This is a genomic window from Bacillus sp. FSL M8-0063, assembly GCF_038005545.1.
In the GTDB taxonomy this organism is placed as follows: Bacteria; Bacillota; Bacilli; order Bacillales; family Bacillaceae_G; genus Bacillus_A; species Bacillus_A wiedmannii.
On sequence record NZ_JBBOTJ010000001.1, the window covers coordinates 1,111,079 to 1,136,868 of the forward strand.

The window sequence follows — 25,790 nt, forward strand, 5'->3', positions numbered from 1 at the left end:
GTGTTTTGATACGCTGAGAAATATTCTGGAATGCAAATCCCTTCTTGCACAAAGAAGGGTTTTTTACATAATAAACAGAAGCAAGTTGAAAGGATGAAAGTATATGCCGAAACCAGTAATAGCAATAGTAGGCCGCCCGAACGTAGGAAAATCTACTATTTTCAATAGAATTGTTGGAGAAAGAGTTTCAATCGTAGAAGATATACCAGGTATAACACGAGACCGTATTTATAGTGCGGGAGAATGGTTAAATCATGAATTTAACATTATTGATACAGGTGGAATTGATATTGGAGACGAGCCGTTCTTGACACAAATTCGTCAACAAGCGGAAGTAGCGATTGATGAAGCAGATGTTATCATTTTTATGACGAATGGTCGCGATGGTGTAACTGCAGCAGATGAAGAAGTTGCTAAAATTTTATATCGTTCTAAAAAACCAATTGTACTTGCGGTAAATAAGGTTGATAATCCAGAAATGCGTAGTGATATTTATGATTTTTATGCATTAGGATTTGGCGAGCCATTCCCGATTTCAGGTACACACGGTTTAGGACTTGGTGATTTGTTAGATGAAGCTGCAAATCATTTTCCAAAGATTGAAGAAGAAGCGTATGATGATGAAACAATCCGTTTCTCTTTAATTGGCCGTCCAAATGTAGGGAAATCATCACTTGTAAATGCACTTCTTGGTCAAGAACGTGTAATTGTAAGTAATATAGCGGGAACGACACGTGATGCTGTTGATACACCATATAGTAAAGATGGTCAAGATTATGTAATCATCGATACAGCTGGTATGCGTAAAAAAGGGAAAGTATACGAAAGCACAGAAAAGTATAGTGTACTTCGTGCGCTTAGAGCGATTGAACGTTCTGACGTTGTTTTAGTCGTTTTAGACGGAGAAGAAGGAATTATTGAACAGGATAAAAAAATTGCTGGATATGCTCATGATTCAGGACGTGCTGTTATTATCGTCGTAAACAAATGGGATGCAGTGAAAAAAGATGAAAAAACAATGAAAGCATTTGAAGAAAACATCCGTGCTCATTTCCAATTTTTAGAGTACGCACCGATTGTATTCTTATCTGCGAAAACGAAAAAACGTACACAAACATTATTACCAGTTATTAATGAAGTAAATGAAAGTCATAGTATCCGTATTCAAACGAACGTATTAAATGATGTAATTATGGATGCGGTAGCGATGAATCCAACACCAACTCATAATGGTAGCCGTCTGAAAATCTTCTATGCGACACAGGTTGCGGTAAAACCACCAACATTTGTTATATTTGTAAACGATACAGAATTAATGCACTTTTCATATGAGCGCTTCTTAAAGAATCGTTTACGTGAAGCGTTCGGTTTTGTAGGAACGCCGATTCACATTATCGCTAGAGCAAGAGACTAATGGAGAGGATGTGATTTTATGACAAAAATCACAGTAGTTGGAGCAGGTAGCTGGGGAACAGCGTTAGCGATGGTATTAGCTGACAATGGACATGATGTACGTATTTGGGGAAATCGTTCTGAACTTATGGATGAGATTAATACAAAACATGAGAATAGTCGATACCTTCCAGGAATTACATTGCCAAGCACAATCGCAGCCTACTCTTCTTTAGAAGAAGCATTAGTAGATGTAAATGTAGTACTTCTTGTAGTACCAACGAAAGCGTATAGAGAGGTATTACAAGATATGAAGAAATATGTAGCGGGTCCGACTACTTGGATTCATGCAAGTAAAGGGATTGAACCTGGTACGTCAAAACGTATTTCGGAAGTGATTGAGGAAGAAATTCCAGAGGGCTTGATTAAAGACGTTGTTGTACTGTCTGGACCGAGTCATGCTGAAGAAGTCGGTTTACGTCAAGAGACGACGGTTACGTCTGCAGCAAAGCGTATGGAAGCTGCTGAGGAAGTACAAGATTTGTTTATGAATAGTTACTTCCGTGTATACACAAATCCGGATATTGTTGGGGTTGAGCTTGGTGGTGCGTTAAAAAATATTATCGCATTAGCTGCTGGGATAACTGATGGACTTGGATTAGGTGATAATGCGAAAGCGGCATTAATGACACGTGGTTTAACGGAGATTGCTCGTTTAGGAAGAAAAATGGGCGGAAATCCATTAACGTTTGCTGGTCTAACTGGTATGGGAGACTTAATTGTAACTTGTACAAGTGTTCATAGCCGAAATTGGCGCGCTGGAAATATGCTTGGAAAAGGACACTCTTTAGAAGAGGTGTTAGAAAGCATGGGTATGGTTGTAGAAGGTGTAAGAACAACGAAAGCTGCTCACGAATTAGCAGAGAAAATGGAAGTTGAAATGCCGATTACAGCTGCTTTATATGACGTGCTGTTCAATGGGAATAATGTGAAAGATGCAGTAGGCTCATTAATGGGACGTGTTCGAAAACATGAAGTGGAAGCTATACCTGACTTACTTTAAAGAAAAGCGACAGAAGTACATTTGTACTTCTGTCGCTTTTTATTTTTATGGGTCTTTTCACCATTTTTTTAATTTTGCATAGGATGAAGAGTAACTTGAGGAGAGGGTGAAAAGAATGGATAATAACATTTTTAATAACATTGAAAAAGAAGCGAAAGTGAATAAAGAAGATATTTTTAAATTAGCATCATCTGTACAGAATGCGAATTTACGTGATGAGACTGTGCTTCGTCAATTGATTCATCAAGTGGCTCTTATGGCAGGACGTGAAGTGCCGAAAGAACAAGAGGATCAAATTGTAAAAGCGATCATTAACAATAATATGCCCGCTGATTTTGGCTCGTTAAGCAAAATGTTTAAAAAATAAAATATAAGAAACAAAGAGTTTGTAGATTGCATATGATAGCCATGAAAGTATGGGAATAGAGCTGTTTTGGGCATATTTGGTCAACCGAAGCGAGAGATATACTCGCTTCGGTTTTATTTTTATCTAGATTAGTGGAAGATGCGAAAAAACCTGTTGATTAAAGTTATATATTCGTAATTTGTAGTAAAATGTTCTTTTTGTATTTGTTTAAAGATTTTAATTTGTTAAAATAGTATAAAAATAGATTAATAAAAAGGGGTGTGTATATGTCAGAAGGGCTCATAAAAATGTGGTTTGCTTTAGGAGCAATTGGATTTATGTTTTTTGCAGTAAGTTTTATTTTACTAAGTAGATACAAAATAAAGAATAAATTTTTGAAAGGGATTACAGCGTTAGTAGCGTACACCCTTATGATTGTGTCAGGAATTGTTATTTTTCTTGTTGTATTTAGTGGACCTGTACAGCAGTAAAGGGAATGGTCTCGAAAATGCTACATACGGAGCAAGTTATATTAGTATGAAAAGGTGATTGCTAGTGAAAAAAGTCCATATTATTTTAATATTTTGTTGTATGAGCCTTTTAACAGGATGTCTGTATCCGAAAGAAAATATGAAACAAAATGCCGTTCCTTATGAAGATCAGATACAGGTTGTTCAAAAAGCTATAGTGACATTTAAGGAGCAAAATGAGGGTATATTGCCAATTAAGACGCGGGATATGAGTACGCCTATTTATCAAAAGTATCCAATTGATTTTCAAAAGATTGCTCCGCGCTACATACAAGAAGCGCCAGGAAATGCGTATGAAAGCGGAGGAGTATACCAATACGTATTAATAGACGTTGAAACAAACCCGACAGTAAAGTTAATTGATGTTAGGATGGCTGAACAAATCCAGGAATTATCATTAAAGCTTAGGATGTATCGAGATGAACATCAATATCCACCTTTTAAAAAGGTAATTTCAGATGGTGTGTATGAATTAGATTTCAAAAAACTAGGATATAAAGATGTACCGCAAGTGACAAGTCCGTATTCTGGTAAAGGGCTTCCTTTTGTAATCAATGAAAAGGGAGAAATTTATGTTGATTATCGAATCGATTTATATGAAGCGTTGAAAAAAAATGAAGGGCAATTTAAGGAGGGGGAAGATATTCGGAATATACTTTCGAAAGATTCTCCATTTGTACCTGCGTATTCTTTACCGTATACGGTAAAGAATGGAGAACCAATTTTTTTAAAATCATAAGTCATGAACCTTTCTTTTAGTGAATAAGTTCTAGAAGAAAGGTTTTTTATGTTACACAACTTGCGATGCAAACAAAAGGTATTTTTTAATAGTCATATGAAATTGGACAAAATTATATGATATATTGTCCGAACTTCTAGAATACCATTATATTATATCAGATATTATAGGCAACGTTAGAGAAGGTATTAGTTGACTATAAATGTGGAATTATTCCCAAAAATATTGAGGGAGGGAATCACTTGGAAAAGGTAGATATTTTTAAAGATATTGCGGAACGCACAGGCGGTGATATTTATTTTGGAGTTGTAGGAGCTGTTCGAACAGGGAAATCAACATTCATTAAAAAATTTATGGAACTTGTAGTTATTCCTAATATTGAGAATGAGTCTGACCGTCAAAGGGCGCAGGATGAACTGCCTCAAAGTGCTGCTGGTCGTACAATCATGACGACGGAACCGAAGTTTGTTCCAAACCAAGCGGTTTCTATCGAAGTAGATGAAGGTCTTGAAGTGAATATTCGATTGGTAGATTGCGTTGGATATACGGTTCCAGGAGCAAAAGGCTATGAAGATGAGAATGGCCCACGCATGATTAATACTCCTTGGTATGAAGAACCTATTCCATTCCATGAAGCTGCAGAAATCGGAACACGTAAAGTAATTCAAGAACATTCCACAATTGGTGTTGTAATTACAACAGATGGAACGATTGGTGAAATTCCAAGAAGAGATTATATAGAGGCAGAAGAACGCGTAGTAAATGAGTTAAAAGAAGTCGGAAAACCTTTCATTATGATCATCAACACTGTACAGCCGTATCATCCAGATACAGAGCAATTGCGCCAAAGTTTATCTGAAGAATATGATATCCCAGTCATTGCGATGAGTGTAGAGAGTTTAAGGGAAACAGATGTGTACAATGTGCTTCGAGAAGCGTTATTTGAGTTCCCTGTTTTAGAAGTGAATGTTAACCTTCCGAGCTGGGTGATGGTGTTAAATGAAGGACATTGGTTACGCCAAAGTTATCAAGAAGCTGTTCAAGAGACTGTGAAGGATATAAAACGTCTTCGTGATGTGGACCGTGTCGTTTGGCAGTTTAGTCAGTATGAATTTATTGATCGAGCGAGCCTAGCTGGCATTGATATGGGGCAAGGTGTAGCAGAGATTGATTTATATGCACCAGATGAATTATATGATCAAATTTTAAAAGAAGTAGTAGGAGTAGAAATTCGAGGGAAAGATCATTTATTGAAGCTTATGCTCGATTTATCTCATGCGAAAGTAGAATACGATCAAGTGGCGGATGCTCTGCGTATGGTAAAGCAAACAGGATATGGTGTAGCAGCGCCTGCGTTAGCTGACATGAGCTTGGATGAGCCGGAAATTATTCGTCACGGTTCAAGGTTTGGTGTGAAATTAAAAGCTGTAGCTCCGTCTATTCATATGATTAAAGTAGATGTGGAGTCAACGTTTGAGCCGATCATTGGTACTGAAAAGCAAAGTGAAGAATTAGTTCGTTATTTAATGCAGGATTTTGAAGATGACCCATTATCAATTTGGAATTCTGATATATTCGGACGTTCACTTAGCTCTATTGTTCGAGAAGGCATTCAAGCGAAACTATCTTTAATGCCAGAAAATGCGAGATATAAATTAAAAGAAACGCTAGAAAGAATTATTAATGAAGGATCTGGCGGATTAATTGCGATTATATTATAAGAAAAAATCCCTCTCATCGTAGAGGGATTTTTTTAATTTTCGCGTATAGAATAGAGAAATAAACAGTCATTATCTAATATATTGTTGTAAATTGTCAAGTTTCATCAGATTTTCACATTTTAAGAGTAACAATTTCCTTAAAAATATTGAATTATAAAGGAGAATCGTATAATATAGGCGTTGATAATGATTTATCTACATCTTTGTAGTATAGAATTTGTAAAAATTGCCTACAAATGAAAGTAAGACTCATTTTATGATCATTATACAGTCTTATCTTTGGGAGGAGGTGAATGGCATGAACAAGACAGATTTAATCAATGCTGTTGCAGAAGCAAGTTCCCTTTCTAAAAAGGACGCAACAAAAGCAGTAGACGCTGTTTTTGATTCTATCTTAGAAGCTTTAAAACAAGGTGATAAAGTACAACTGATCGGATTCGGTAACTTCGAAGTTCGTGAGCGTGCGGCTCGTAAAGGTCGTAACCCACAAACAGGTGAGGAGATTGAAATCGCTGCAAGTAAAGTACCTGCATTCAAACCTGGTAAAGCGTTAAAAGATGCGGTTAAATAATCCTTACATATTAACAGGGAAGAAGAGTTTCCTTTTTGGGAACTCTTCTTTTTGCTTTTAAAAACATAAATATGCTAGAATGTGTTCGTATCACTTTTAGGTTTTCGGGAGGGCTAGCGGATGGCAAAAGTTAATTTAGAACAAATTGAACATGCAGTACGCCTTATTTTAGAGGCAATCGGAGATGACCCAAATCGTGAGGGAGTACTTGATACACCAAAGCGTGTGGCAAAAATGTACGCAGAAGTGTTCGCGGGTATGCATGAAGATCCGAAAGAACATTTGCATAAAGTGTTCGGAGAAGATCACGAGGAGCTTGTATTAGTAAAAGATATACCGTTTTATTCGATGTGTGAGCATCATTTAGTTCCATTCTATGGAGTTGCTCACGTTGCATATATTCCGCAAGGCGGAAAAGTGACAGGGTTAAGTAAATTAGCTCGAACTGTAGATACAATTGCACGTCGTCCACAACTGCAAGAACGTATTACATCAACAGTAGCGAACTCTATTATGGAAGTACTAGAGCCGCATGGTGTAATGGTAGTAGTAGAAGCGGAACATATGTGCATGACGATGCGTGGTGTGAAAAAGCCGGGCGCGAAAACTGTAACAACAGCAGTACGTGGTGTGTTAGAAAATGATGCAGCGGCACGTAGTGAAATTTTATCTTTTATTAAAACAAAGTAAAGAAAAGTAGGAAACTGCTTTTCTTTTTTTTTTATGTAAATAAATGATATAGTTTTAGCAAGGCAGAGTGAGAATAGAAAGACTACTAAAAAGAATGGAAGATGTTATTTAGTTCGGTGGAAGTTTGGAAAGAGTAGTCAAGTTTTGGTTATAGAAAATAGAATGTATGTGTTATAATAAGTTTTATGAATTAGAAAACAAGGGTGATTTTTGTGTGTGACATCTACGGAGGGTATGCGGGTATAAGAGAGAAATTGATGGAGAAATTACGCCATCCTTATTTTATAAACTATATTGAAGAACCATTTATTGATGAAGAAAAAATAGCATTGTTATATGGTGCTTTAAAAAGTGAAAATTTACATATAGAACAAATTGAGCATTATGTAGTAACGATTATGCTTGTGCAAATTGCGCTTGATACACATGAAAGAGTATCAAATAAAGCAGGGGAAGAAGCGGTTGAATCGCATAAACGTCGCCAGTTAACAGTACTTGCTGGTGATTACTATAGTGGGTTATATTATTACTTATTGTCTATGAATCGTGATATTGTTTTAATTCGCGCGCTTGCTGAAGGAATTAAAGAAATTAATGAACACAAAATAATGTTATATCAAAAAGCGCATGAAACGATGGATGACATAATGGAAAGTGTAGTAACGATTGAGTCTGCACTCTTGCAAAAAACATGTGATCATTTTCATGTATCGCATTGGAAACCATTTATAACGTATGTACTAGGAAAAAACCGTCTTCAAAAAGAATGTGAACTGCACGCTGATAAACAACATTCACCTGTTTTTCAAGCAGTTCAAGGGATTATGAAGGATAAAGCGGAGGTAGAAACAGTTATTCATGGATGGATGATGGAACTCAGAAAGAAAGAAAATCAATATTTGGAAAACCACACAGATATAAGCGAAATAAACTCTGTGTTAAGAGATAAATCGAAGACATAAGCAATTTTACATTGGAAGAAGGTACGAGCATGCAACAATCAAAAGAAGAAAGAGTACATGATGTATTTGAGAAAATCTCTGATAAATACGATGTGATGAATTCTGTCATTAGTTTTCAAAGACATAAAGCGTGGCGTAAAGAGACGATGCGCATTATGGATGTAAAACCAGGTAGCAAAGCTCTTGATGTATGCTGCGGGACAGCGGACTGGACAATTGCGCTAGCTGGGGCGGTAGGTGAACAGGGCAAGGTTGTTGGTTTAGACTTCAGTGAAAATATGTTATCTGTCGGTAAGCAAAAGGTAGAGGCGTTACAATTAAAACAAGTAGAACTTTTACACGGGAATGCAATGGAGCTTCCATTTGAAGATAACACATTTGATTATGTAACGATTGGATTTGGTTTACGTAACGTACCGGATTATATGCACGTATTAAAAGAAATGACACGTGTAGTAAAACCAGGTGGAAAAGTAATTTGTTTAGAAACATCTCAACCAACAATGATTGGTTTTCGACAAGGGTATATTTTATACTTTAAATATATCATGCCGTTATTTGGAAAGTTATTTGCGAAAAGTTTTAAAGAATATTCATGGCTGCAAGAATCTGCTAGTACATTCCCAGGTATGAAAGAGTTGGCTCATATGTTTGAAAAAGCTGGACTTGAACATGTACAAGTGAAGCCGTTTACTTTTGGGGTAGCAGCGATGCATTTAGGTATGAAACCAGAATCAAAATAGAAAAAAAGAAAAAAGAAGTTTTAGGTTAAGGTGAACAATATGAAGTTACAACTTATGTACTCTTTTTTACGATCGGATATTAATGTGATAGAAAAAGAATTAAAAAAGACAGTTGCTTCTGAACAGCCATTGGTAGAAGAGGCGGCATTACAACTTATTGAAGCTGGTGGGAAGCGAATTCGTCCTGTATTTGTGTTGCTTGCGGGAAAATTTGGAGATTATAAGTTAGATGCAATTAAGCATGTAGCTGTTGCGTTAGAACTTATTCATATGGCTTCTCTTGTTCACGATGATGTTATTGATGCTGCATTTTTACGACGTGGTAGTGCAACTGTGAATGCGAAATGGGGAGATCGTATTGCAATGTATACAGGGGACTATTTGTTCGCTAAGTCTCTTGAATGTATTACAAATATTGAAATTCCAGAGGCGCATCAGGCGCTATCGCATACCATTTTAGAAGTGTGTAAAGGTGAAATTGAACAAATTAAAGATAAATACAATTATGACCAAAATTTACGAACGTATTTAAGAAGAATAAAGCGAAAAACAGCATTATTAATTGCTGCGAGTTGTCAACTAGGAGCGATTGCTGCTGGTGCTAATCGTGATACGGTAAATCGACTATTTTGGTATGGGTATTTTGTAGGAATGTCGTATCAAATTATTGATGATATTTTAGACTTCGTTTCCACAGAAGAGAAGCTTGGAAAACCTGCTGGCGGAGATTTACTACAAGGGAATATTACGCTTCCTGCCCTATACGCTATGGAAGATCCAGTGCTTCGTAAGAAAATCATATCTGTACATGAAAATACAACAGCGGACGAAATGAAAGAAATTATTGAGGCTGTAAAGAATAGTACCGCTATTGATCAAGCATTTGCGTTTAGTGAACGTTATTTACATAAAGCATTAGAAATTATAAAACCACTCCCACGTGGACAAGCGAAGTATGCATTACAAAATGTAGCAAAGTATATTGGAAAACGAAAATTTTAGTGTTTTTTCTAAAAAATAAAATAATCTCTCTATTTCAAAACTATTGCACAATTGTGATAAGGGTGTTAATATGTGTGTGGGGATATACAATTACATACATAATTCAGAAGTGGAGAGATTTTTTATGGAAAAAACATTTCTAATGGTAAAACCAGACGGTGTACAACGTGCCTTCATTGGGGAAATCGTAACTCGTTTTGAGAAGAAAGGCTTTCAATTAGTTGGTGCAAAATTAATGCAAGTCACTCCGGAAATTGCTGGACAACACTATGCTGAGCACACAGAAAAACCTTTCTTTGGTGAATTAGTTGACTTTATTACATCTGGACCTGTATTCGCAATGGTATGGCAAGGTGAAGGTGTAGTAGATACAGCTCGTAACATGATGGGTAAAACAAGACCACATGAAGCAGCTCCTGGAACAATTCGTGGAGATTTCGGTGTAACTGTTGCGAAAAACATTATCCATGGTTCTGATTCGTTAGAAAGTGCAGAGCGCGAGATTGCTATTTTCTTTAAGGAAGAAGAATTAGTTGACTACTCAAAATTAATGAATGAATGGATTTACTAATTATTTTGAAATAATTTGTAAACGCTTTAATCACTGTGATAATAGTAGAAAGTGCAAGGAGAATAGGGGTATTCTTCTTGCACTTTTTTTATTTCAATTAGTTACGAAGTTAGAGCTGTTATGATATATTGATATGTAAAGTAAAAGGCCTATCGGAGAATAAGCGAATGGCTGATCAAATATATAATTTCTTTCATATTTTTAGAGTAAGGAAAGATAATATCATTGCTTAATATAGCGGGATAAATACATATACGAAAAGAGGAATAACGTATGCGATATATTACAGCTGGTGAATCTCATGGTCCACAACTTACAACGATTATAGAAGGTGTTCCGGCAGGACTGCCTTTAGTAGCGGATGATATAAATGAAGAGTTAGCTAGAAGGCAAAAGGGGTATGGGCGTGGTAGACGCATGCAAATCGAAACAGATCAAGCGCAAATTGTAAGTGGTGTTAGACATGGAGAGACATTAGGTTCTCCAATTGCACTTGTTGTTGAAAATCGTGATTTTGCACATTGGACAAAAATTATGGGCGCAGAGCCTTTAACGGAACAAGAAGAAAAAGAAATGAAAAGGAAAGTAACAAAACCAAGACCTGGACATGCTGATTTAAATGGTGCGATTAAATATGGTCATAGAGATATGAGAAATGTACTTGAGCGTTCTTCAGCACGCGAAACGACAGTGCGTGTAGCTGCTGGTTCGGTTGCTAAAAAAGTGTTAGCAGAACTTGGTATTACAGTGGCTGGCCATGTAATTGAAATTGGCGGTGTTGAGGCTCAGGAAATTACGTATAGTTCAATTGAAGAATTAAAAAGTATTACAGAAGCATCACCTGTACGTTGCTTAGATGAAGAATCAGGTAACCAAATGATGAAAGCAATTGATGATGCGAAAGCAAATGGTGATTCAATCGGTGGAATCGTTGAAGTGATTGTGGAAGGAATGCCAATTGGGATCGGTAGCTATGTGCATTATGACCGAAAACTGGATGCAAAATTAGCAGCCGCAATTATGAGCATTAATGCTTTTAAAGGCGTCGAGATTGGAATTGGTTTTGAAGCAGCGCATAGACCGGGAAGTGAAGTTCATGATGAAATTCTGTGGAACGAGGAACATGGATATACACGAAGAACAAATAATGCAGGTGGATTAGAAGGCGGTATGACGACTGGAATGCCAATTGTGGTGCGAGGTGTGATGAAACCCATACCTACACTATATAAACCTCTTCAAAGTGTAGATATTGAAACGAAAGAGCCTTTTACAGCGAGCATTGAACGTTCAGATAGTTGTGCTGTGCCAGCAGCTAGTGTCGTTGCAGAAGCGGTTGTGGCTTGGGAATTAGCGACAGCTTTAATAGAACAATTCGGATTAGATCGTATGGACCTTATTCGTGAAAATATTGAGAAACATAATGAATATGCGAGGGGATTTTAATGGGAAACATACATATTCAAACGAAATCAAAAGAATATGATGTACATGTAGGAAAAGAATCGTTGTCACATTTGACAACAATCATTCAAAACATGCAGCCATCTGTATCAAATATCATGATCATTTCAGATGAAGCTGTTGCATCTTTCCATTTACAGACAGTTGTAGATGCATTGCAAATAGAGCAAAACGTATTTTCATTTGTCGTACCGAGTGGTGAAAAAGAGAAGTCTTTTGAAAATTTCTATGCGGCTCATACGTCAGCTCTTGAAAATAAATTAGATAGAAATTCTTTAATTATCGCACTTGGAGGCGGGATGATTGGAGATTTAGCTGGTTTTGTTGCTGCGTCGTTTATGCGTGGAATTCGCTTCGTTCAAGTTCCAACGACTTTATTAGCTCACGATAGCGCTGTAGGTGGGAAAGTAGCGATCAATCATCTGTTAGGTAAAAATATGATCGGTGCATTCCATCAACCGGAAGCAGTTGTATATCATACGCCGTTTTTACAGTCACTTCCTGAAAAAGAGTGGCGTTCAGGTTATGCAGAAGTGATAAAACATGCTCTTATTGGTGATGTAAAGCTGTATCATTGGCTAAAAGAAGAAGTGCAAACATTAGCGGATCTTCGTGAGGAGAAGTTAATCCATATATTAACGAAGGCAATTCCTGTAAAGGCAAATATTGTATCACAAGATGAAACAGAAAAAGGTGTACGTGCCCATTTGAACTTTGGACATACGTTAGGCCATGCTCTTGAAAAAGAACTAGGATATGGAAATATTACTCACGGTGACGGAGTAGCGGTTGGAATGTTATTTGCCTTGTTTTTAAGTGAGCAAGTGTACAAAGTTGATCTTTCTTATGAAGAGATGAAGCAGTGGTTCTTAAAGTACGGCTATCCAAAAATGCCGAGTGATTTGAATGTAGAACGCCTCGTTCAATTGATGAAACAGGATAAGAAAGCGAATGCTGGAGCAATTCATATGGTGCTAATGCAGGAATATGGGGTAGTGAACGTCGTATCTATTCCAGATGAGACTGTTCATATTGCGTTAGAGGCATTTCAAAAGGATATGGCTTAAGAGGTTGAGAAGTGCTTGTTTAGAGGTATTCTCGTAATAGTGACGGTAATGATAAACGATTATAGTAAGGGATTATAACCGTATTGTAATTGAATAAAATGACTGGGGGAAGAAAAATGAGAGTGAAAGAGCAATTGTTAACTTTGAGAGCATATGTACCTGGGAAAAATATTGAAGAAGTAAAAAGGGAATATGGATTATCAAAAATTGTGAAATTAGCATCGAACGAAAATCCATTCGGTTGCTCAGCACGCGTAACAGAAGCATTAACTTCTTTAGCGAGTCAATACGCTCTTTATCCAGATGGATATGCATTTGAACTTCGGACAAAAGTAGCAGAGCAGTTAGGTGTCAAAGCAGAACAACTGTTATTTGGTAGTGGATTAGATGAAGTCATTCAAATGATTAGCCGTGCATTACTACACGAAGGAACAAATGTTATAATGGCGAATCCAACATTCTCGCAATACCATCACCATGCTGTTATTGAAGGAGCAGAAGTTCGTGAAGTACCACTAAAAGATGGCATTCACGATTTAGATGCGATGTTACAGCAAGTAGATGATAAAACGAAGATTGTATGGATTTGTAACCCAAATAATCCGACAGGTACATATGTAGAGAAACAAAAATTACTTTCATTTTTAGAATCAGTTCCTAAGTCAGCACTCGTTATTATGGACGAAGCATACTATGAATATGCCGGAGCAGAAGACTATCCGCAAACATTACCACTTCTTGAAAAGTATGAAAATCTTATGGTTTTACGCACGTTTTCAAAAGCATATGGTTTAGCTGCTTTCCGTATCGGATATGCGGTTGGTAATGAGAAGTTAATTGGGCAACTAGAAGTAGCAAGGTTACCATTTAATACATCGACTGTAGCGCAATCTGTAGCACTCGCTGCATTAGAAGATCAAACGTTTTTACAAGAATGTGTGAAAAAGAATGAAGAAGGATTAAATCAATATTACGCATTTTGTAAGGAATATAACGTATTCTATTATCCATCTCAAACAAATTTCATTTTCTTAAAGCTCGGTGTTCCTGGTAATGAAGCTTTCGAACGATTAATGAAAAAAGGCTATATTGTTCGTTCTGGTGCTGCATTTGGTATACATGATGGTATTCGTATTACTGTAGGTTTGAAAGAAGAAAATGATGAAATTATAGAATTATTGAAAGAGCTTGTAAACGAGCAAGTAAAGAAAGAAGAAACATACTCTTAAGAGTGTGTGAAGGCTCCTATATAGGAGTCTTTTTATTTAAATAAAGATCGAAGTGGAGAAGGCCTGTAAAGCTTGATCCGTGTGTGTTAATAATTAATAAGGGAAGTTATTTGCACGGTAATGAAAGAAAACGGTACAATAGAAAGTAGTAATGCGGTATCGGTGTCATATTCGAATGTTATCAGTGAAAGTACAAGAAGAAGTATGCTCATTCTAAAGGTTGCGTTGGTACACATAGTTGCTTATGATAAAGTGACACTTTAATCAGTGAGGGGATGCTCATTCTCTCACTGATTATTAGCCCGCACCAATCGGGGGTAAATGAACAGAAAAGAATATTTTTTAGAATTAAAGGAGACGTTTATGCAAAAGTTTGAACAAGCTGTTTCATATATTGAAAATGGTGAAGCGGAAAAAGGATTACAATTATTAAAAGAGCAATTAAAAGTTGCGAATGATGAAGAGAAATATGATATTGCTCGTTACTATCATACACTTGGATTTACGGATGAAGCGTTAGCGATTACAGAAGACTTGCGTTTATTGTATCCGGAAGAAAGTGAATTCACTGTATTTTTAGCAGAATTATATATTGATCTAGACAAAGAAGATGAAGCAATTGAAGTGCTTCATGATATTCCAGAAAATGATGATTTATATGTCCAATCGTTATTACTTGTTGCAGATTTATTCCAAATGCAAGGTTTCGATGATGTAGCAGAACAAAAACTATTAAAGGCGAAAGAAATGATGCCTGACGAACCTGTTATTACGTTTGGATTAGCAGAGTTATATAGTAGTAAAGGTGAAGAACAAAAGGCAATCACTCATTATGAGTCGCTATTAGCGGAACATAAAGTAATGGGTGGAGTTGTCATTGCACTTCGCCTCGCAGAAACGTTAAGTGCGATTGGGAATTGGGAAGAAGCGATCTCTTACTACGAAGCAGGTTTAGAGGAACAAAAAGATATCCACTCATTATTTGGATATGCCTTCACATTATACCAAGGTGAAGAATACCAAAGAGCAATTGGTGCTTGGCAAGAACTAAAAGAATTAGATCCGGAGTATGCATCGCTTTACATGTATTTGGCGAAAAGCTATGAAAAAGAAGGAATGCTTCAAGAAAGCTATGAAACACTTCAAGAAGGAATTAAAGTAGATGAGCTTTCTGTACCATTTTATGTAGAATTAGCGAACATTGCGGCGAAATTAGGAAAAATAGCGGAAGCAGAGGAAGTGCTTCAAAAAGCGCTTGAGTTAGATCCAGGACATTTAGGTGCGATATTAAAATATGCGTATATCTTAAAAGAACAAGAAAAGTATGAAGAGTTAATTGCAGTTGTAGAGCGTGCGATTGATAGCGGAGAACCAGATACACAACTACTTTGGGATCTTGCGTTTGCAAAAAAACAATTAGAAATGTATTCGGATGCATTAAAACACTATGAAAGTGCATATACTTCTTTTAAGAATCATCCAGACTTCTTGGAAGAGTACGGTTATTTCTTATTGGAAGAAGGTATGCGAAAAGAGGCGAAAGAAGTATTTACTCAGTTAATACAACTAGACCCGACACAAATTCATATTGAAGAATTGTTATATAATTTAGAGGATTTTTCATAAGTTGGAAGGAAACTGAATGCCGCTTCTTGAATCTAAAAAGAAAAGAGAAAGACAGAGGAGGGACTTAATTGCTATGAATACCCCTGTTTCTGTAAACGAGAAGAAGGATTTTGTAAAATGGTTTTTGAATAATTACCAACTGAAACAGCGTGAATGCGTATGGATTTTGAATTATTTAATGAGTCATGACCAATTGATGCATAAAGTCCACTTCGTAGAGCATGCAAAATATTGTCCGCGTGGTTTAGTGATGTCCGCGAATTGTGTGAAGGACACACCATTTCACTTTTTTAAACAAAATGTTATGACAACAGATGCTGAAAAATCGTTTCATGATATTCGTTTAAATCGAGATGAAGATATTTATATTCAACTCAATTTTAAATCATCGTTTCAAAATGCCAATTATGTAGCTGTATTAGAAGAAAACCCGTATTTACCAAAGCATATTGAAGTAAATGAAAAAGATCGTTTACTTGCAGAAAGATTTTTAGAAGAAAGTGTATTTTCTTTTAGAAGAGAACGTCTTTTGAAACAAATTGATGAAGCGCTGGATAAGCAAGATAAGGAAGCGTTTCATAAGTTAACAGCTGAGTTAAAGATGTTATAGAATTCATTTGGATTCATAAAATTTTACAAATTTCAGACTTTTTAAGAAAAACTACCTTAATATAGGTAGTTTTTCTTTTTTTACCTCTTTTAGTATGGTTTAATATATATAAAGTGAAAGTTCTGTAATTTGTAGATGAAGGGAGGGAAGACATTTGAAATGGAGTGTAAAAGATGTGGAGCAGTTTGAGCAAGCAAGAGAGTATGTAGATACCGGTGTTATACCACTTTTATCAATTTCGGCAGCAAAAGAAATGAAAATGGTAGTAGAACAAGGTGAATTTATCGAATTGTTGAGTATGGAGTTGGAAAGAGAATATAAAGGAAGAGTACTTTTACTACCTGCATTTACGTATTTAGTAGAAAGTCAAAAAAATGAAAAAGGTCGTTTGCAAGAATGGACAAATCATTTGCAAAAGCAAGGTTTTAAGCATATTGCTTATGTTACAAGTGATTTTTCATGGAAAGAAGATATGCAAGAGTTACAAGGAGATTTATTATGGTTTCCTTCATTAGCGTTAGAACAATTTAGTGATCAAGCGAAAAGAGAAGTTATTCATGCACATATAAAAAATATAATGGTGATGTTAGAAGAAAAATGGGGAAAGTAATAATAAACAGAAAGTTCTTATTATTATGAGTAGTATGATATTGACCTGTACCTAAGCGTATTATATCATGATAGTGTCCTAGTTTTTATTTTTTATATAATTTATCACGAGGGGACAATTTCTGATAGAGGGGGGAAATTTTCGTGAGCGAGAAAGAACATCGTGTATCAAGAAGACAGTTTTTAAATTACACCCTTACAGGGGTAGGAGGCTTTATGGCAGCGGGTATTTTAATGCCGATGACGCGATTTGCGCTTGATCCGGTGTTAAGAAAAGAAGCGGGAACGGATATGGTTGCTGTTGCACAAGTAAAGGATATTACAACAGAGCCGAAACGTTTCGACTTTAAGGTGAAGCAGGTTGATGGTTGGTACAAGTCCGAAGAGCCAAAATCAGCTTGGGTTCATAAAGATGAAAGCGGAGACATTATTGCGTTCTCTCCGGTATGTAAACATTTAGGGTGTACAGTTAACTGGAATTCGGACAAAGCACATCCGAATCAATTCTTTTGTCCATGTCACGGGGGCCGTTACACAAAAGACGGGATGAACATTAAAGGCACGCCGCCCCTTGCTCCGCTTGATGTATACGAGTCCAAAGTAAAAGATGGAACGCTGTATTTAGGAAAAGCGAAGCCAAAAGGGGGTGCAAAGTAGATGCTAAATAAAATTTATGATTGGGTAGATGAAAGGTTAGATATTACACCAATATGGCGTGATATCGCTGATCATGAAGTACCTGAACATGTAAACCCGGCACATCACTTTTCTGCATTCGTTTATTGCTTTGGAGGACTTACCTTTTTCGTTACTGTAATTCAAATTTTATCAGGAATGTTTTTGACGATGTATTATGTGCCTGATATTAAAAATGCTTGGGAATCGGTTTATTATTTACAAAATGAAGTTGCATATGGGCAAATTGTTCGTGGGATGCACCACTGGGGCGCTAGTCTCGTCATTGTAATGATGTTTTTACATACACTTAGAGTTTTCTTCCAGGGTGCGTATAAAAAGCCTCGTGAGTTAAACTGGATTGTTGGTGTTCTTATTTTCTTTGTTATGTTAGGTCTTGGTTTTACCGGATATTTACTACCGTGGGATATGAAAGCATTATTTGCTACGAAAGTAGGGATTCAAATTGCAGAGCAAACGCCACTCATTGGTCCTTATATTAAAACATTACTCGCTGGTCATTCCGAAATTGTTGGCGCTCAAACATTAACTCGCTTCTTTGCTATTCACGTCTTCTTCTTACCAGCAGCACTTCTAGGTTTAATGGCCTTCCACTTCATCATGATTCGCAAACAAGGTATTTCCGGTCCGCTATAAGAGATTGCTAAATTAAAGGGGAAAGAACTAAAGGAGGGAGATTATGCATCGCGGCAAAGGGATGAAGTTTGTAGGAGATTCTCGGGTACCAGTAGCTAGGAAACCAAATATTCCGAAAGACTATTCTGAATACCCAGGAAAAACAGAAGCGTTTTGGCCGAACTTCTTGTTAAAAGAATGGATGGTTGGTGCAGTTTTTTTAATCGGTTATTTATGTTTAACAGTGGCGCATCCGTCACCACTTGAGAGAATGGCGGATCCAACTGATGCCGGATATATACCACTTCCAGATTGGTATTTCTTATTCTTGTATCAGTTATTAAAGTATTCTTATGCTTCTGGTTCATTTACTGTAATTGGAGCGTTTATTATGCCAGGGATTGCGTTTGGCGCATTACTATTAGCTCCATTTCTTGATCGAGGACCAGAAAGACGCCCGTTAAAGCGTCCTGTAGCAACTGGATTTATGCTTTTAGCCATTGCATCAATTATCTTTTTAACTTGGGAATCTGTAGCACACCACGACTGGGAAGCTGCAAAAAAACAAGGAGCAATTGTAAAAACAGCACCAGTTGATAAAAATGATGACGGCTATAAATTAATGCAAAAAAATACTTGTTTAACGTGTCACGGTGACAATTTACAAGGCGGGGCAGCAGCACCGGCACTGCAAAATTTAACTTTAAAGCCAGAAGAAATTGCTAAAATTGCGAAAGATGGAAAAGGTTCAATGCCTAAAGGCGTATTTAAAGGTACGGATGAGGAATTGAAGAAGCTTTCGGAATTCATTGCTAAGTATAATAAAAAATAATAAAAAGCTGACTACAAAATTTGTAGTCAGCTTTTTATTTTGATGAAAGAAAGTTTACTATATAATAGAGTAGAGTTTGAGGAAAGAATGACTTTGTTTGAAAGGTGTTGGACATGCAGCTTGGTTTATTTGTATGCAATGTTAAGACAACGCTCTGTATTATTATTTTTATTAGTTGTTAACATATTAGGTACAATATACGGATTTATATGGTATGGAAATCAATTAAAAGAGACCTCACCTATATTTTGGCCGTTTGTACCTGATAGCCCGATGGCGAGTCTCTTTTTTGTCTTTGTTTTAATTGCTTTTTTAAGAAAGAGAAATTGGGGGTTAATAGAGGCGTTAGCGATTGTTACTTTAATAAAATATGGTATATGGGCTGTTGTTGTAAATGCAATTATGATCTATGTAAAAGGTCCCATTGGTCTTATCGGATATCTGTTAATGTTTTCGCATTTTGCGATGGCAGTACAAGGATTGTTATATGCACCGTTTTACCGTATAGAAAAATGGCATTTTGCGGTAGCGGCTATATGGACATTACATAATGATGCAATTGATTATTTATTTTGGCAAATGCCGAGATATGGAATTATGCATTTGTTTGTAGAAGAAATTGGTTACTTTACGTTTTGGCTAAGTATCACCACACTATGTATTACATATTATTATTGCTTGCGTGAGAATCGAAAACAGTTTTCTTTATGATTGTTAGAACATGTAGGGGGAGAAAATGAAGAAAAATAAGAGTGGTACAAAAATATTGGATCGATTGATTACTATAGTTGTTTCATATAGCATAGCATTTTCTATATTTGCACTCGCAACAACGGCGGTTGTATACGGAAAATGGCTATATTATTTTGAAATTGATTTTTTAAACATTCCAGATTTAGCGGATATGACGAAGGATGATATTAAAAGAAATTATGATGTGCTTATTACATATTTATCGCCGTTTTATGATGGAGCATTGCAGTTGCCAACATTAGATATGTCTACAAATGGCCGTATTCATTTTGTAGATGTTAAAAATATTTTAGTAAAGATTCAATATGTAATGTATGCGACAATTATGATTGCAATAATAGGCGGCATTTATTTATTAAAAAAGAAAAATGAAAAGTTTTTACTGCACGGATCAATTTTAACAATTATCTTACCGATCGCGCTCATGTTACCGATCGCTATTAATTTTGAAAAGAGTTTTGTATTATTCCATAAGCTTTTATTCAGTAATGATTATTGGATGTTTGATATTGAAACGGATCCAATTATATTAATGCTACCAGAAGAATTCTTTATGCATGCTGCGTGTGCAATTTTATTATTTATTTTATGCGGCAGCATACTTTGTTACAGCTTGTATAGATATTTCGTAAAAAAGAAAAGGATTTCAAAGGAAAAATTCTCTGTTTAAAGAGAATTTTTTTGTTTGTAAAACGATAATATATTTTTCGGTCCAGTACTGTTCTATTCTTGTCCAAATTAACATATTTTGTACTAGTAGTTATAGGGGGGACCGTGATGAAGAGAACATTAATTGGATTAATAGTATTTCTAATTATAATGTTTCCGTTACGTATATATGCTGAAGAGTGGAGTGAACTAACAGGGTTGTTAGACGACTCATTACAATTAGTGAAGCGTAATGAAGATGAAAAAGCAGTACAAGTATTACAACATTTCTCCGAGCAGTTTGTTATAAAGGGGAATGAAAAGAAGCAAGAAGTAACGCCAGATCAAGTTAGAGTTATTTCTTTAGCTTACGACAAGGCGAAACAATCTCTCTCGGAAACAGATTTAGGTAAACAAGTTAAAATTGATAATGTGTTAGCCCTGCAGCTCGCTGTTGATGCGCAAGTGTCGAAATATCAACCACTTTGGATGGAAAGAGAAAGAAAAGTAATGGGTGCCTTTTCTCAAATGGAAAAAGCGATGAAAAAAGAAGATACGGGACAGTTTCAACAAACGTTAAACACATTTTTACATGAATTTAATATTATTTATCCAAGCTTAATGATCGCCCTGCCAGAAAATGAAGTGCAGCGTGTAAATGCCCATTTATCTTATTTGGATGAATTTCGTAACGTTATGTTAAATACGAAAGGGGGGCAAATGCAAGTAGGAATCATTAAAGGGGATTTGCAAAAAATATTTCACACAGTAAAAAAAGATGAAATTGCACCCTCTCTCATTTGGTTTATGACAATTACTGGAGGTCTTATTTTATTCACATTAACTTATGTTGGATGGAGAAAGTATAAAGGAGAGAGAGAAAAAAGAAAAAGTAATGTACACTCTAAGAATAGATAATGCAATAAATAAAGATATGGATTGTAAGGTTTATTCATTGACAATGATGACAGAAGAAAATAGAATGAGAAGTACTATAATTAAAACTTCAATGGAGGTTCATGATGTTTTATTTAATTTACTTCGCGATCATAATGATCATACCGTTGTATGCACAGTCAAGAGTACGTAGTGCTTATAGCAAGTATTCACAAGTTTATTCAACATCAGGTATGACAGGAGCGGAAGTGGCTCGAAAGATTTTAGATGAAAATGGATTATACAACGTAGCTGTAGAAGAAACACCAGGTCATTTATCAGACCATTATGATCCAACTGCCAAAACAGTTCGATTATCAACAGATAACTATTACGGTCATTCAGTTGCTGGTACAGCAGTGGCAGCACACGAAGTAGGACACGCAATTCAAGATGCAAAAGATTATAACTTTATGCGTATTCGTCATTCGTTAGTGCCTGTGGCGAATTTTGGATCGAATATATCATGGGTATTTATTATGATTGGTATATTTGCGACAATGTCAAAACTATTGTTATTAGGAATTATTTTAATGGCAGCAGGTGTTGTGTTCCAACTCGTTACATTACCAGTTGAGTTTGATGCATCAAAGCGTGCAATGCAACAAATTGAAGCGTTAGGTATCGTATCAACAGATGAATATGGCCAAGCTCGTAAAGTATTAAATGCGGCGGCATTAACATATGTAGCGGCTGCAGCTGTAGCGGTATTTGAATTATTACGTCTCGTATTAATGTATACTGGTATGCAGCGTAGCGACGACTAAAGACTATCAATTTTGATAGTCTTTTTTGTTTTGTGGATTGAATTATATAATGTATTGCAAATAGAAATAATAGAAGGAATAGAAATAATGCGGAAAGGCGGTGGGGGAAGTGAAATATCCAAGTCATATAGTAAAACAAGTGAAAGAACAAAGCGCTTCTTATCAGTTAGAAGGCTTTTTAAGTGGACAAGGTCCTGAAAATCCAAAATTTATGCTGTTAGGAGAAGCGCCTGGTGAAACAGAAATTCATAATGGGATTCCGTTTAGCGGGAGAGCGGGAAAACAATTAATGGTTTTTTTAGAACGGATTCACGTTACAAGGGAAGAAGTATATATTACGAGCGCTGTTCGGAGTAGACCTTATAAGTGGCGAGAGAAAAGAGAACGAAATGGTGAAATCATACAGAAAAAGTATAATAGAACGCCAAATCAAGGAGAAATACTTGCCCATGCACCTTTGTTAGATTATGAATTAGAGAAAATAAACCCGAATCTTATCGTCACACTTGGAAATATCGGCCTTCAACGTTTAACAGGAAAAAATAAAAAAATAACTGATGTGCACGGACAATTATTAAAACAGCCTATTCAAAAAGTAAAGGATATGCAAAGTGCAGAGTTTACATGGTCAGAGAAAGAATATCATATTTTCCCGACTTTTCATCCTGCGTCCATTTTTTATAATCGGAGTTTATTGGAGCTTATTTATGAGGATTTAGAGAAACTTAAAAAACATGTAATAAAAAACTAGAAAAGCTAGAGAGCTTTTCTAGTTGCGTTTATGTATGTAACGGATTTTTATTTTCATCTAACGTAAAACCTTCACCAACTACATCATGTACATCACTTACTGCAACAAAAGCATGAGGATCTACAGAAGTAATAATATTTTTTAATTTCACGATTTCATTTTTAGCAACAACGCAATATAATACGTTCCGTTCCACTTTTGTATACGATCCAACAGCTTTTAAAAAAGTAGCTCCGCGTTCCATATCAGATAAAATTTTGGCAGCAATTTCATCGTTTTTATCTGAGATAATAGTTGCTCCTTTCGCCGCATAAGCTCCTTCTTGCATAAAATCAATGACCTTAGCACCGATAAAAACAGCAACTAACGTATACATGCCCTCGCGGTATGATAAATATGTAAGAATCGAGACGATAATGACGATAGCATCAAACATAAACATCGTTTTCCCCATACTCCAGCCAACATATTTATGAGCGAGTCTCGCGATAATATCTACACCGCCAGTAGTCCCGCCATATTTAAATATTATTCCAAGACCGATACCAATAAATGCCCCGGCGAATAAAGCCGCGAGTGTCATATCATTTTGTAAATTTAAATGTAAGTTCAGAACATCGTAACGCTGAAAAATCCATAGAAATAAAGATACGCTAAAGGTGCCGATTAGTGTATATAAAAATGTCGTTCTTCCAAGTAACTTCCAACCAATAATAAATATAGGGATATTTAAAATTAAGTTTGAGTAAGAAGGATCAAACTTAAATAGAAAATACAATAATAGTGTAATACCGGTAAATCCACCTTCCGCAAGGTGATTTTCAATATTGATATTCACAATACCGAAAGAAAAAATAGCGGAACCGATTAAAATGAAAATGATATTTCGAATCTTCAAATTTGATGTCATATAGAAATCCCCCTAATTATGTAGATTGCATTGCTCCGCTGAAACGGTAAAACATAATGATAAGTAATTTCTAGTTGTTAGTAAAAATAGTGAAGGCTAAAAAAATCCGATTGGTTCAACTAATCTTTTGCGAAAAGCATGCAAAAGAAGTTTCACTTTACCCCGTTCCAACGGCTGGTAGGGGATAAAGCTCTGAAGAAGGACAAACCAGCCGTAGGAACCCGATTGGTTCAACTAATCTTTTGCGAAAAGCATGCAAAAGAAGTTTCACTTTATTATAGTCTATCCAAAAAAGGGGCGCAAATAGGTGTTTTGCGGGGAATAATATTTGTCAAATCGCGATGAATTGGCTAACATGAAAGAGGAAGGATTAGAGGTGAATTGTATGGAAGCAAAAACGATGAAGGATATGCAGAAAGAAGTAGATGCATATATTGGTCAGTTTAAAGAAGGTTATTTCAGTCCACTTGCAATGATGGCTCGTTTAACGGAAGAAATGGGGGAGCTTGCAAGAGAGGTTAATCATTATTATGGTGAGAAACCGAAGAAAACAACTGAAACAGAACGTAGTATTGAAGAAGAGCTTGGAGATGTATTATTTGTTATGATTTGTATGGCAAATAGTTTAAATATTGATTTAGAAACAGCACATAACATTGTAATGAATAAATTTAATACTCGCGATAAAGATCGCTGGACACGTATTGATGAGGGAGAGAAAGAATAATGAAAGAAATTAAAGTAATTATCGCTGGACCAAGAGGACGTATGGGACATGAAGCAGTCCTTCTTATGGAAAGAACGGAACATTTTAATTTAGTAGCAGCAGTGGATTATAAGCATGGTGGAGAGAAAATCTCTGATTTACCGGGCATGCCAGCGTTACAAGCGCCAATTTACGCGGATTTACATACTTGTTTAGAGGAAGTAGAAGCAGATGTGTTGTTAGATTTAACAACGCCAGAAGTTGGAAAACAACACGTTACACTAGCAGTTGAGCGTGGACTTCGTTCTGTTATTGGTACAACTGGATTTACAGAAGAAGAACTAAAGCAATTAACAGAGAATGCGAAAGAAAAAGCAGTAGGAACAATTATCGCTCCAAACTTTGCAATTGGTGCAGTTCTTATGATGAAATTCTCACAAATGGCAGCGAAGTACTTCCAAGATGTTGAAGTAATTGAATTGCATCATGATCAAAAATTAGATGCACCATCTGGTACAGCTGTAAAAACAGTAGAATTAATTCGTCAAAACCGTGAATCAAAGCAGCAAGGTCACCCGAATGAAGTAGAGCAACTAGAAGGTGCTCGTGGTGCAAATGTAGACGGCATTCACATTCATAGTGTACGTTTACCAGGACTTATTGCACACCAAGAAGTAATGTTTGGTGGAGATGGACAAATGTTAACGGTTCGCCATGATTCATTCAATCGTGCATCCTTTATGTCAGGTGTAAAACTATCAATTGATACAGTAATGAATTTAGATCATCTTGTGTACGGATTAGAAAACATTATCGACTAAAGGGGAGACAACGGATGAAAATTGCCTTAATCGCACATGACAAAAAGAAAAATGACATGGTTTCGTTTGCATACGCATATAAACCAATTTTTGAACAACATGAATTGTTTGCAACAGGGACGACAGGACTTCGTATTATGGAGGCAACTGGTTTAGTTGTAACAAGATATCAATCGGGTCCTCTTGGTGGTGATCAAGAAATTGGTGCCATGATTGCGAAAAATGATATGGATATGGTGATTTTTTTCCGGGATCCACTAACTGCTCAGCCGCATGAACCAGATGTAAATGCATTGCTTCGTCTATGTGATGTATATGCGATTCCACTTGCAACGAACATGGCAAGTGCTGAAATGTTAATGCACGCATTAGAGCGAGGAGATTTAGATTACCGTAAGTTTAGAAAATGAGGGGAACAAT

At 36.2% G+C, this 25,790-nt stretch carries 30 protein-coding genes; 29 read left to right on the top strand and 1 reads right to left on the bottom strand.

From position 1 onward, the window contains the following. Positions 1 to 103 precede the first annotated feature (103 nt). From der to MKX31_RS05880, 26 genes are all read left to right on the top strand, one after another. Positions 104 to 1,414, top strand: a complete 1,311-nt coding sequence (der, locus tag MKX31_RS05755; protein ID WP_001125888.1) for a ribosome biogenesis GTPase Der — start codon at positions 104 to 106, stop codon at positions 1,412 to 1,414. Positions 1,415 to 1,432: 18 nt separating this feature from the next. Then, entirely contained in the window at positions 1,433 to 2,455 is a 1,023-nt protein-coding gene (locus tag MKX31_RS05760) for an NAD(P)H-dependent glycerol-3-phosphate dehydrogenase (protein WP_000161770.1), read from the top strand. 115 nt (positions 2,456 to 2,570) lie between these two features. Further along, positions 2,571 to 2,822 carry a stage VI sporulation protein F gene (locus tag MKX31_RS05765; RefSeq protein ID WP_000369753.1) on the top strand — a complete coding sequence of 84 codons (252 nt, stop codon included), beginning with the start codon at positions 2,571 to 2,573 and terminating at the stop codon, positions 2,820 to 2,822. A gap of 266 nt (positions 2,823 to 3,088) precedes the next feature. After that, positions 3,089 to 3,292, top strand: a complete 204-nt coding sequence (locus MKX31_RS05770; protein ID WP_001288995.1) for a DUF2768 domain-containing protein — start codon at positions 3,089 to 3,091, stop codon at positions 3,290 to 3,292. 64 nt (positions 3,293 to 3,356) lie between these two features. Further along, positions 3,357 to 4,070: a hypothetical protein gene (locus MKX31_RS05775; protein WP_064476619.1), complete on the top strand. Its 714-nt coding sequence runs from the start codon at positions 3,357 to 3,359 to the stop codon at positions 4,068 to 4,070. A gap of 242 nt (positions 4,071 to 4,312) precedes the next feature. Continuing rightward, on the top strand, positions 4,313 to 5,791 hold the full coding sequence (gene spoIVA / locus MKX31_RS05780) for a stage IV sporulation protein A (RefSeq protein WP_000416522.1): 1,479 nt from the start codon (positions 4,313 to 4,315) through the stop codon (positions 5,789 to 5,791). A gap of 298 nt (positions 5,792 to 6,089) precedes the next feature. Further along, positions 6,090 to 6,362 carry an HU family DNA-binding protein gene (locus MKX31_RS05785; RefSeq protein WP_001043860.1) on the top strand — a complete coding sequence of 91 codons (273 nt, stop codon included), beginning with the start codon at positions 6,090 to 6,092 and terminating at the stop codon, positions 6,360 to 6,362. 120 nt (positions 6,363 to 6,482) lie between these two features. Continuing rightward, positions 6,483 to 7,052 (top strand): GTP cyclohydrolase I FolE, encoded by a 570-nt coding sequence (gene folE / locus MKX31_RS05790; protein ID WP_001151478.1) that lies wholly within the window; start codon positions 6,483 to 6,485, stop codon positions 7,050 to 7,052. A gap of 212 nt (positions 7,053 to 7,264) precedes the next feature. After that, complete coding sequence (locus MKX31_RS05795) at positions 7,265 to 8,014, top strand: heptaprenyl diphosphate synthase component 1 (protein WP_002096763.1); 750 nt, start codon at positions 7,265 to 7,267, stop codon at positions 8,012 to 8,014. A gap of 29 nt (positions 8,015 to 8,043) precedes the next feature. Further along, positions 8,044 to 8,757: a 2-heptaprenyl-1,4-naphthoquinone methyltransferase gene (menG, locus tag MKX31_RS05800; protein ID WP_001187666.1), complete on the top strand. Its 714-nt coding sequence runs from the start codon at positions 8,044 to 8,046 to the stop codon at positions 8,755 to 8,757. Positions 8,758 to 8,796: 39 nt separating this feature from the next. Continuing rightward, positions 8,797 to 9,759, top strand: a complete 963-nt coding sequence (hepT, locus tag MKX31_RS05805; RefSeq protein ID WP_064476618.1) for a heptaprenyl diphosphate synthase component II — start codon at positions 8,797 to 8,799, stop codon at positions 9,757 to 9,759. 124 nt (positions 9,760 to 9,883) lie between these two features. Then, positions 9,884 to 10,330 carry a nucleoside-diphosphate kinase gene (gene ndk, locus MKX31_RS05810; RefSeq protein WP_098111393.1) on the top strand — a complete coding sequence of 149 codons (447 nt, stop codon included), beginning with the start codon at positions 9,884 to 9,886 and terminating at the stop codon, positions 10,328 to 10,330. A 273-nt stretch (positions 10,331 to 10,603) separates the two neighbouring features. Further along, the gene (aroC, locus tag MKX31_RS05815) at positions 10,604 to 11,776 is read left to right on the top strand and encodes a chorismate synthase (protein WP_064476617.1); all 1,173 of its coding nucleotides are present in this window, start codon (positions 10,604 to 10,606) and stop codon (positions 11,774 to 11,776) included. After that, the gene (aroB, locus tag MKX31_RS05820; RefSeq protein ID WP_098111394.1) at positions 11,776 to 12,861 is read left to right on the top strand and encodes a 3-dehydroquinate synthase; all 1,086 of its coding nucleotides are present in this window, start codon (positions 11,776 to 11,778) and stop codon (positions 12,859 to 12,861) included. The genes aroC and aroB overlap by 1 nt, the downstream gene beginning before the upstream one ends. 116 nt (positions 12,862 to 12,977) lie before the next feature. After that, the gene (gene hisC / locus MKX31_RS05825) at positions 12,978 to 14,090 is read left to right on the top strand and encodes a histidinol-phosphate transaminase (RefSeq protein WP_098111395.1); all 1,113 of its coding nucleotides are present in this window, start codon (positions 12,978 to 12,980) and stop codon (positions 14,088 to 14,090) included. A gap of 363 nt (positions 14,091 to 14,453) precedes the next feature. After that, positions 14,454 to 15,716 carry a tetratricopeptide repeat protein gene (locus tag MKX31_RS05830; protein WP_064476614.1) on the top strand — a complete coding sequence of 421 codons (1,263 nt, stop codon included), beginning with the start codon at positions 14,454 to 14,456 and terminating at the stop codon, positions 15,714 to 15,716. A 73-nt stretch (positions 15,717 to 15,789) separates the two neighbouring features. Continuing rightward, positions 15,790 to 16,326 carry a ReoY family proteolytic degradation factor gene (locus tag MKX31_RS05835; RefSeq protein ID WP_001095922.1) on the top strand — a complete coding sequence of 179 codons (537 nt, stop codon included), beginning with the start codon at positions 15,790 to 15,792 and terminating at the stop codon, positions 16,324 to 16,326. A gap of 154 nt (positions 16,327 to 16,480) precedes the next feature. Further along, on the top strand, positions 16,481 to 16,936 hold the full coding sequence (locus tag MKX31_RS05840; RefSeq protein ID WP_340980285.1) for a YpiF family protein: 456 nt from the start codon (positions 16,481 to 16,483) through the stop codon (positions 16,934 to 16,936). A gap of 143 nt (positions 16,937 to 17,079) precedes the next feature. Further along, positions 17,080 to 17,592, top strand: a complete 513-nt coding sequence (gene qcrA, locus MKX31_RS05845) for a menaquinol-cytochrome c reductase iron-sulfur subunit (protein ID WP_098111396.1) — start codon at positions 17,080 to 17,082, stop codon at positions 17,590 to 17,592. Then, positions 17,593 to 18,267, top strand: a complete 675-nt coding sequence (qcrB, locus tag MKX31_RS05850; protein WP_000932700.1) for a menaquinol-cytochrome c reductase cytochrome b subunit — start codon at positions 17,593 to 17,595, stop codon at positions 18,265 to 18,267. Between the two features lie 43 nt (positions 18,268 to 18,310). After that, the gene (qcrC, locus tag MKX31_RS05855; RefSeq protein WP_000554600.1) at positions 18,311 to 19,078 is read left to right on the top strand and encodes a menaquinol-cytochrome c reductase cytochrome b/c subunit; all 768 of its coding nucleotides are present in this window, start codon (positions 18,311 to 18,313) and stop codon (positions 19,076 to 19,078) included. 120 nt (positions 19,079 to 19,198) lie between these two features. Next, positions 19,199 to 19,789, top strand: a complete 591-nt coding sequence (locus MKX31_RS05860; protein ID WP_098102214.1) for a DUF1405 domain-containing protein — start codon at positions 19,199 to 19,201, stop codon at positions 19,787 to 19,789. Between the two features lie 25 nt (positions 19,790 to 19,814). After that, a complete protein-coding gene (lit, locus tag MKX31_RS05865) occupies positions 19,815 to 20,501 on the top strand; it encodes a lipoprotein intramolecular transacylase Lit (protein WP_000739736.1) in 687 nt (228 codons plus the stop codon). Positions 20,502 to 20,608: 107 nt separating this feature from the next. Then, positions 20,609 to 21,397, top strand: a complete 789-nt coding sequence (gene ypjB, locus MKX31_RS05870; protein WP_048561338.1) for a sporulation protein YpjB — start codon at positions 20,609 to 20,611, stop codon at positions 21,395 to 21,397. A gap of 101 nt (positions 21,398 to 21,498) precedes the next feature. Next, positions 21,499 to 22,182: a zinc metallopeptidase gene (locus tag MKX31_RS05875; protein ID WP_073517780.1), complete on the top strand. Its 684-nt coding sequence runs from the start codon at positions 21,499 to 21,501 to the stop codon at positions 22,180 to 22,182. Positions 22,183 to 22,291: 109 nt separating this feature from the next. Then, on the top strand, positions 22,292 to 22,933 hold the full coding sequence (locus MKX31_RS05880; protein ID WP_088048408.1) for a uracil-DNA glycosylase: 642 nt from the start codon (positions 22,292 to 22,294) through the stop codon (positions 22,931 to 22,933). A 28-nt stretch (positions 22,934 to 22,961) separates the two neighbouring features. Here MKX31_RS05880 and MKX31_RS05885 read toward each other — a convergent pair whose 3' ends face one another. Next, positions 22,962 to 23,843 (bottom strand): YitT family protein, encoded by an 882-nt coding sequence (locus tag MKX31_RS05885; protein WP_064476612.1) that lies wholly within the window; start codon positions 23,841 to 23,843, stop codon positions 22,962 to 22,964. A gap of 385 nt (positions 23,844 to 24,228) precedes the next feature. On the opposite strand from MKX31_RS05885, the gene MKX31_RS05890 reads away from it, so the two are divergent. The 3 genes from MKX31_RS05890 to mgsA are packed head-to-tail and all read left to right on the top strand — an operon-like array spanning position 24,229 to position 25,780. Beyond that, entirely contained in the window at positions 24,229 to 24,570 is a 342-nt protein-coding gene (locus MKX31_RS05890; RefSeq protein ID WP_001992677.1) for a nucleotide pyrophosphohydrolase, read from the top strand. Then, positions 24,570 to 25,370, top strand: coding sequence for a dihydrodipicolinate reductase (dapB, locus tag MKX31_RS05895; protein WP_000658814.1), 801 nt, complete (start codon positions 24,570 to 24,572; stop codon positions 25,368 to 25,370). The genes MKX31_RS05890 and dapB overlap by 1 nt, the downstream gene beginning before the upstream one ends. Before the next feature lie 14 nt (positions 25,371 to 25,384). Beyond that, entirely contained in the window at positions 25,385 to 25,780 is a 396-nt protein-coding gene (mgsA, locus tag MKX31_RS05900) for a methylglyoxal synthase (protein ID WP_000684766.1), read from the top strand. The last annotated feature ends 10 nt before the right edge of the window (positions 25,781 to 25,790 follow it).

What these genes read in the sequence shown, in the direction of transcription:
- der (WP_001125888.1), top strand. Translation starts at nt 104, where the DNA reads ATGCCGAAACCAGTAATAGCAATAGTAGGCCGCCCGAACGTAGGAAAA.
- MKX31_RS05760 (WP_000161770.1), top strand. Translation starts at nt 1,433, where the DNA reads ATGACAAAAATCACAGTAGTTGGAGCAGGTAGCTGGGGAACAGCGTTA.
- MKX31_RS05765 (WP_000369753.1), top strand. Translation starts at nt 2,571, where the DNA reads ATGGATAATAACATTTTTAATAACATTGAAAAAGAAGCGAAAGTGAAT.
- MKX31_RS05770 (WP_001288995.1), top strand. Translation starts at nt 3,089, where the DNA reads ATGTCAGAAGGGCTCATAAAAATGTGGTTTGCTTTAGGAGCAATTGGA.
- MKX31_RS05785 (WP_001043860.1), top strand. Translation starts at nt 6,090, where the DNA reads ATGAACAAGACAGATTTAATCAATGCTGTTGCAGAAGCAAGTTCCCTT.
- folE (WP_001151478.1), top strand. Translation starts at nt 6,483, where the DNA reads ATGGCAAAAGTTAATTTAGAACAAATTGAACATGCAGTACGCCTTATT.
- menG (WP_001187666.1), top strand. Translation starts at nt 8,044, where the DNA reads ATGCAACAATCAAAAGAAGAAAGAGTACATGATGTATTTGAGAAAATC.
- hepT (WP_064476618.1), top strand. Translation starts at nt 8,797, where the DNA reads ATGAAGTTACAACTTATGTACTCTTTTTTACGATCGGATATTAATGTG.
- ndk (WP_098111393.1), top strand. Translation starts at nt 9,884, where the DNA reads ATGGAAAAAACATTTCTAATGGTAAAACCAGACGGTGTACAACGTGCC.
- aroC (WP_064476617.1), top strand. Translation starts at nt 10,604, where the DNA reads ATGCGATATATTACAGCTGGTGAATCTCATGGTCCACAACTTACAACG.
- aroB (WP_098111394.1), top strand. Translation starts at nt 11,776, where the DNA reads ATGGGAAACATACATATTCAAACGAAATCAAAAGAATATGATGTACAT.
- hisC (WP_098111395.1), top strand. Translation starts at nt 12,978, where the DNA reads ATGAGAGTGAAAGAGCAATTGTTAACTTTGAGAGCATATGTACCTGGG.
- MKX31_RS05830 (WP_064476614.1), top strand. Translation starts at nt 14,454, where the DNA reads ATGCAAAAGTTTGAACAAGCTGTTTCATATATTGAAAATGGTGAAGCG.
- MKX31_RS05835 (WP_001095922.1), top strand. Translation starts at nt 15,790, where the DNA reads ATGAATACCCCTGTTTCTGTAAACGAGAAGAAGGATTTTGTAAAATGG.
- qcrB (WP_000932700.1), top strand. Translation starts at nt 17,593, where the DNA reads ATGCTAAATAAAATTTATGATTGGGTAGATGAAAGGTTAGATATTACA.
- qcrC (WP_000554600.1), top strand. Translation starts at nt 18,311, where the DNA reads ATGCATCGCGGCAAAGGGATGAAGTTTGTAGGAGATTCTCGGGTACCA.
- lit (WP_000739736.1), top strand. Translation starts at nt 19,815, where the DNA reads ATGAAGAAAAATAAGAGTGGTACAAAAATATTGGATCGATTGATTACT.
- ypjB (WP_048561338.1), top strand. Translation starts at nt 20,609, where the DNA reads ATGAAGAGAACATTAATTGGATTAATAGTATTTCTAATTATAATGTTT.
- MKX31_RS05875 (WP_073517780.1), top strand. Translation starts at nt 21,499, where the DNA reads ATGATGTTTTATTTAATTTACTTCGCGATCATAATGATCATACCGTTG.
- MKX31_RS05885 (WP_064476612.1), bottom strand. Translation starts at nt 23,843, where the DNA reads ATGACATCAAATTTGAAGATTCGAAATATCATTTTCATTTTAATCGGT.
- MKX31_RS05890 (WP_001992677.1), top strand. Translation starts at nt 24,229, where the DNA reads ATGGAAGCAAAAACGATGAAGGATATGCAGAAAGAAGTAGATGCATAT.
- dapB (WP_000658814.1), top strand. Translation starts at nt 24,570, where the DNA reads ATGAAAGAAATTAAAGTAATTATCGCTGGACCAAGAGGACGTATGGGA.
- mgsA (WP_000684766.1), top strand. Translation starts at nt 25,385, where the DNA reads ATGAAAATTGCCTTAATCGCACATGACAAAAAGAAAAATGACATGGTT.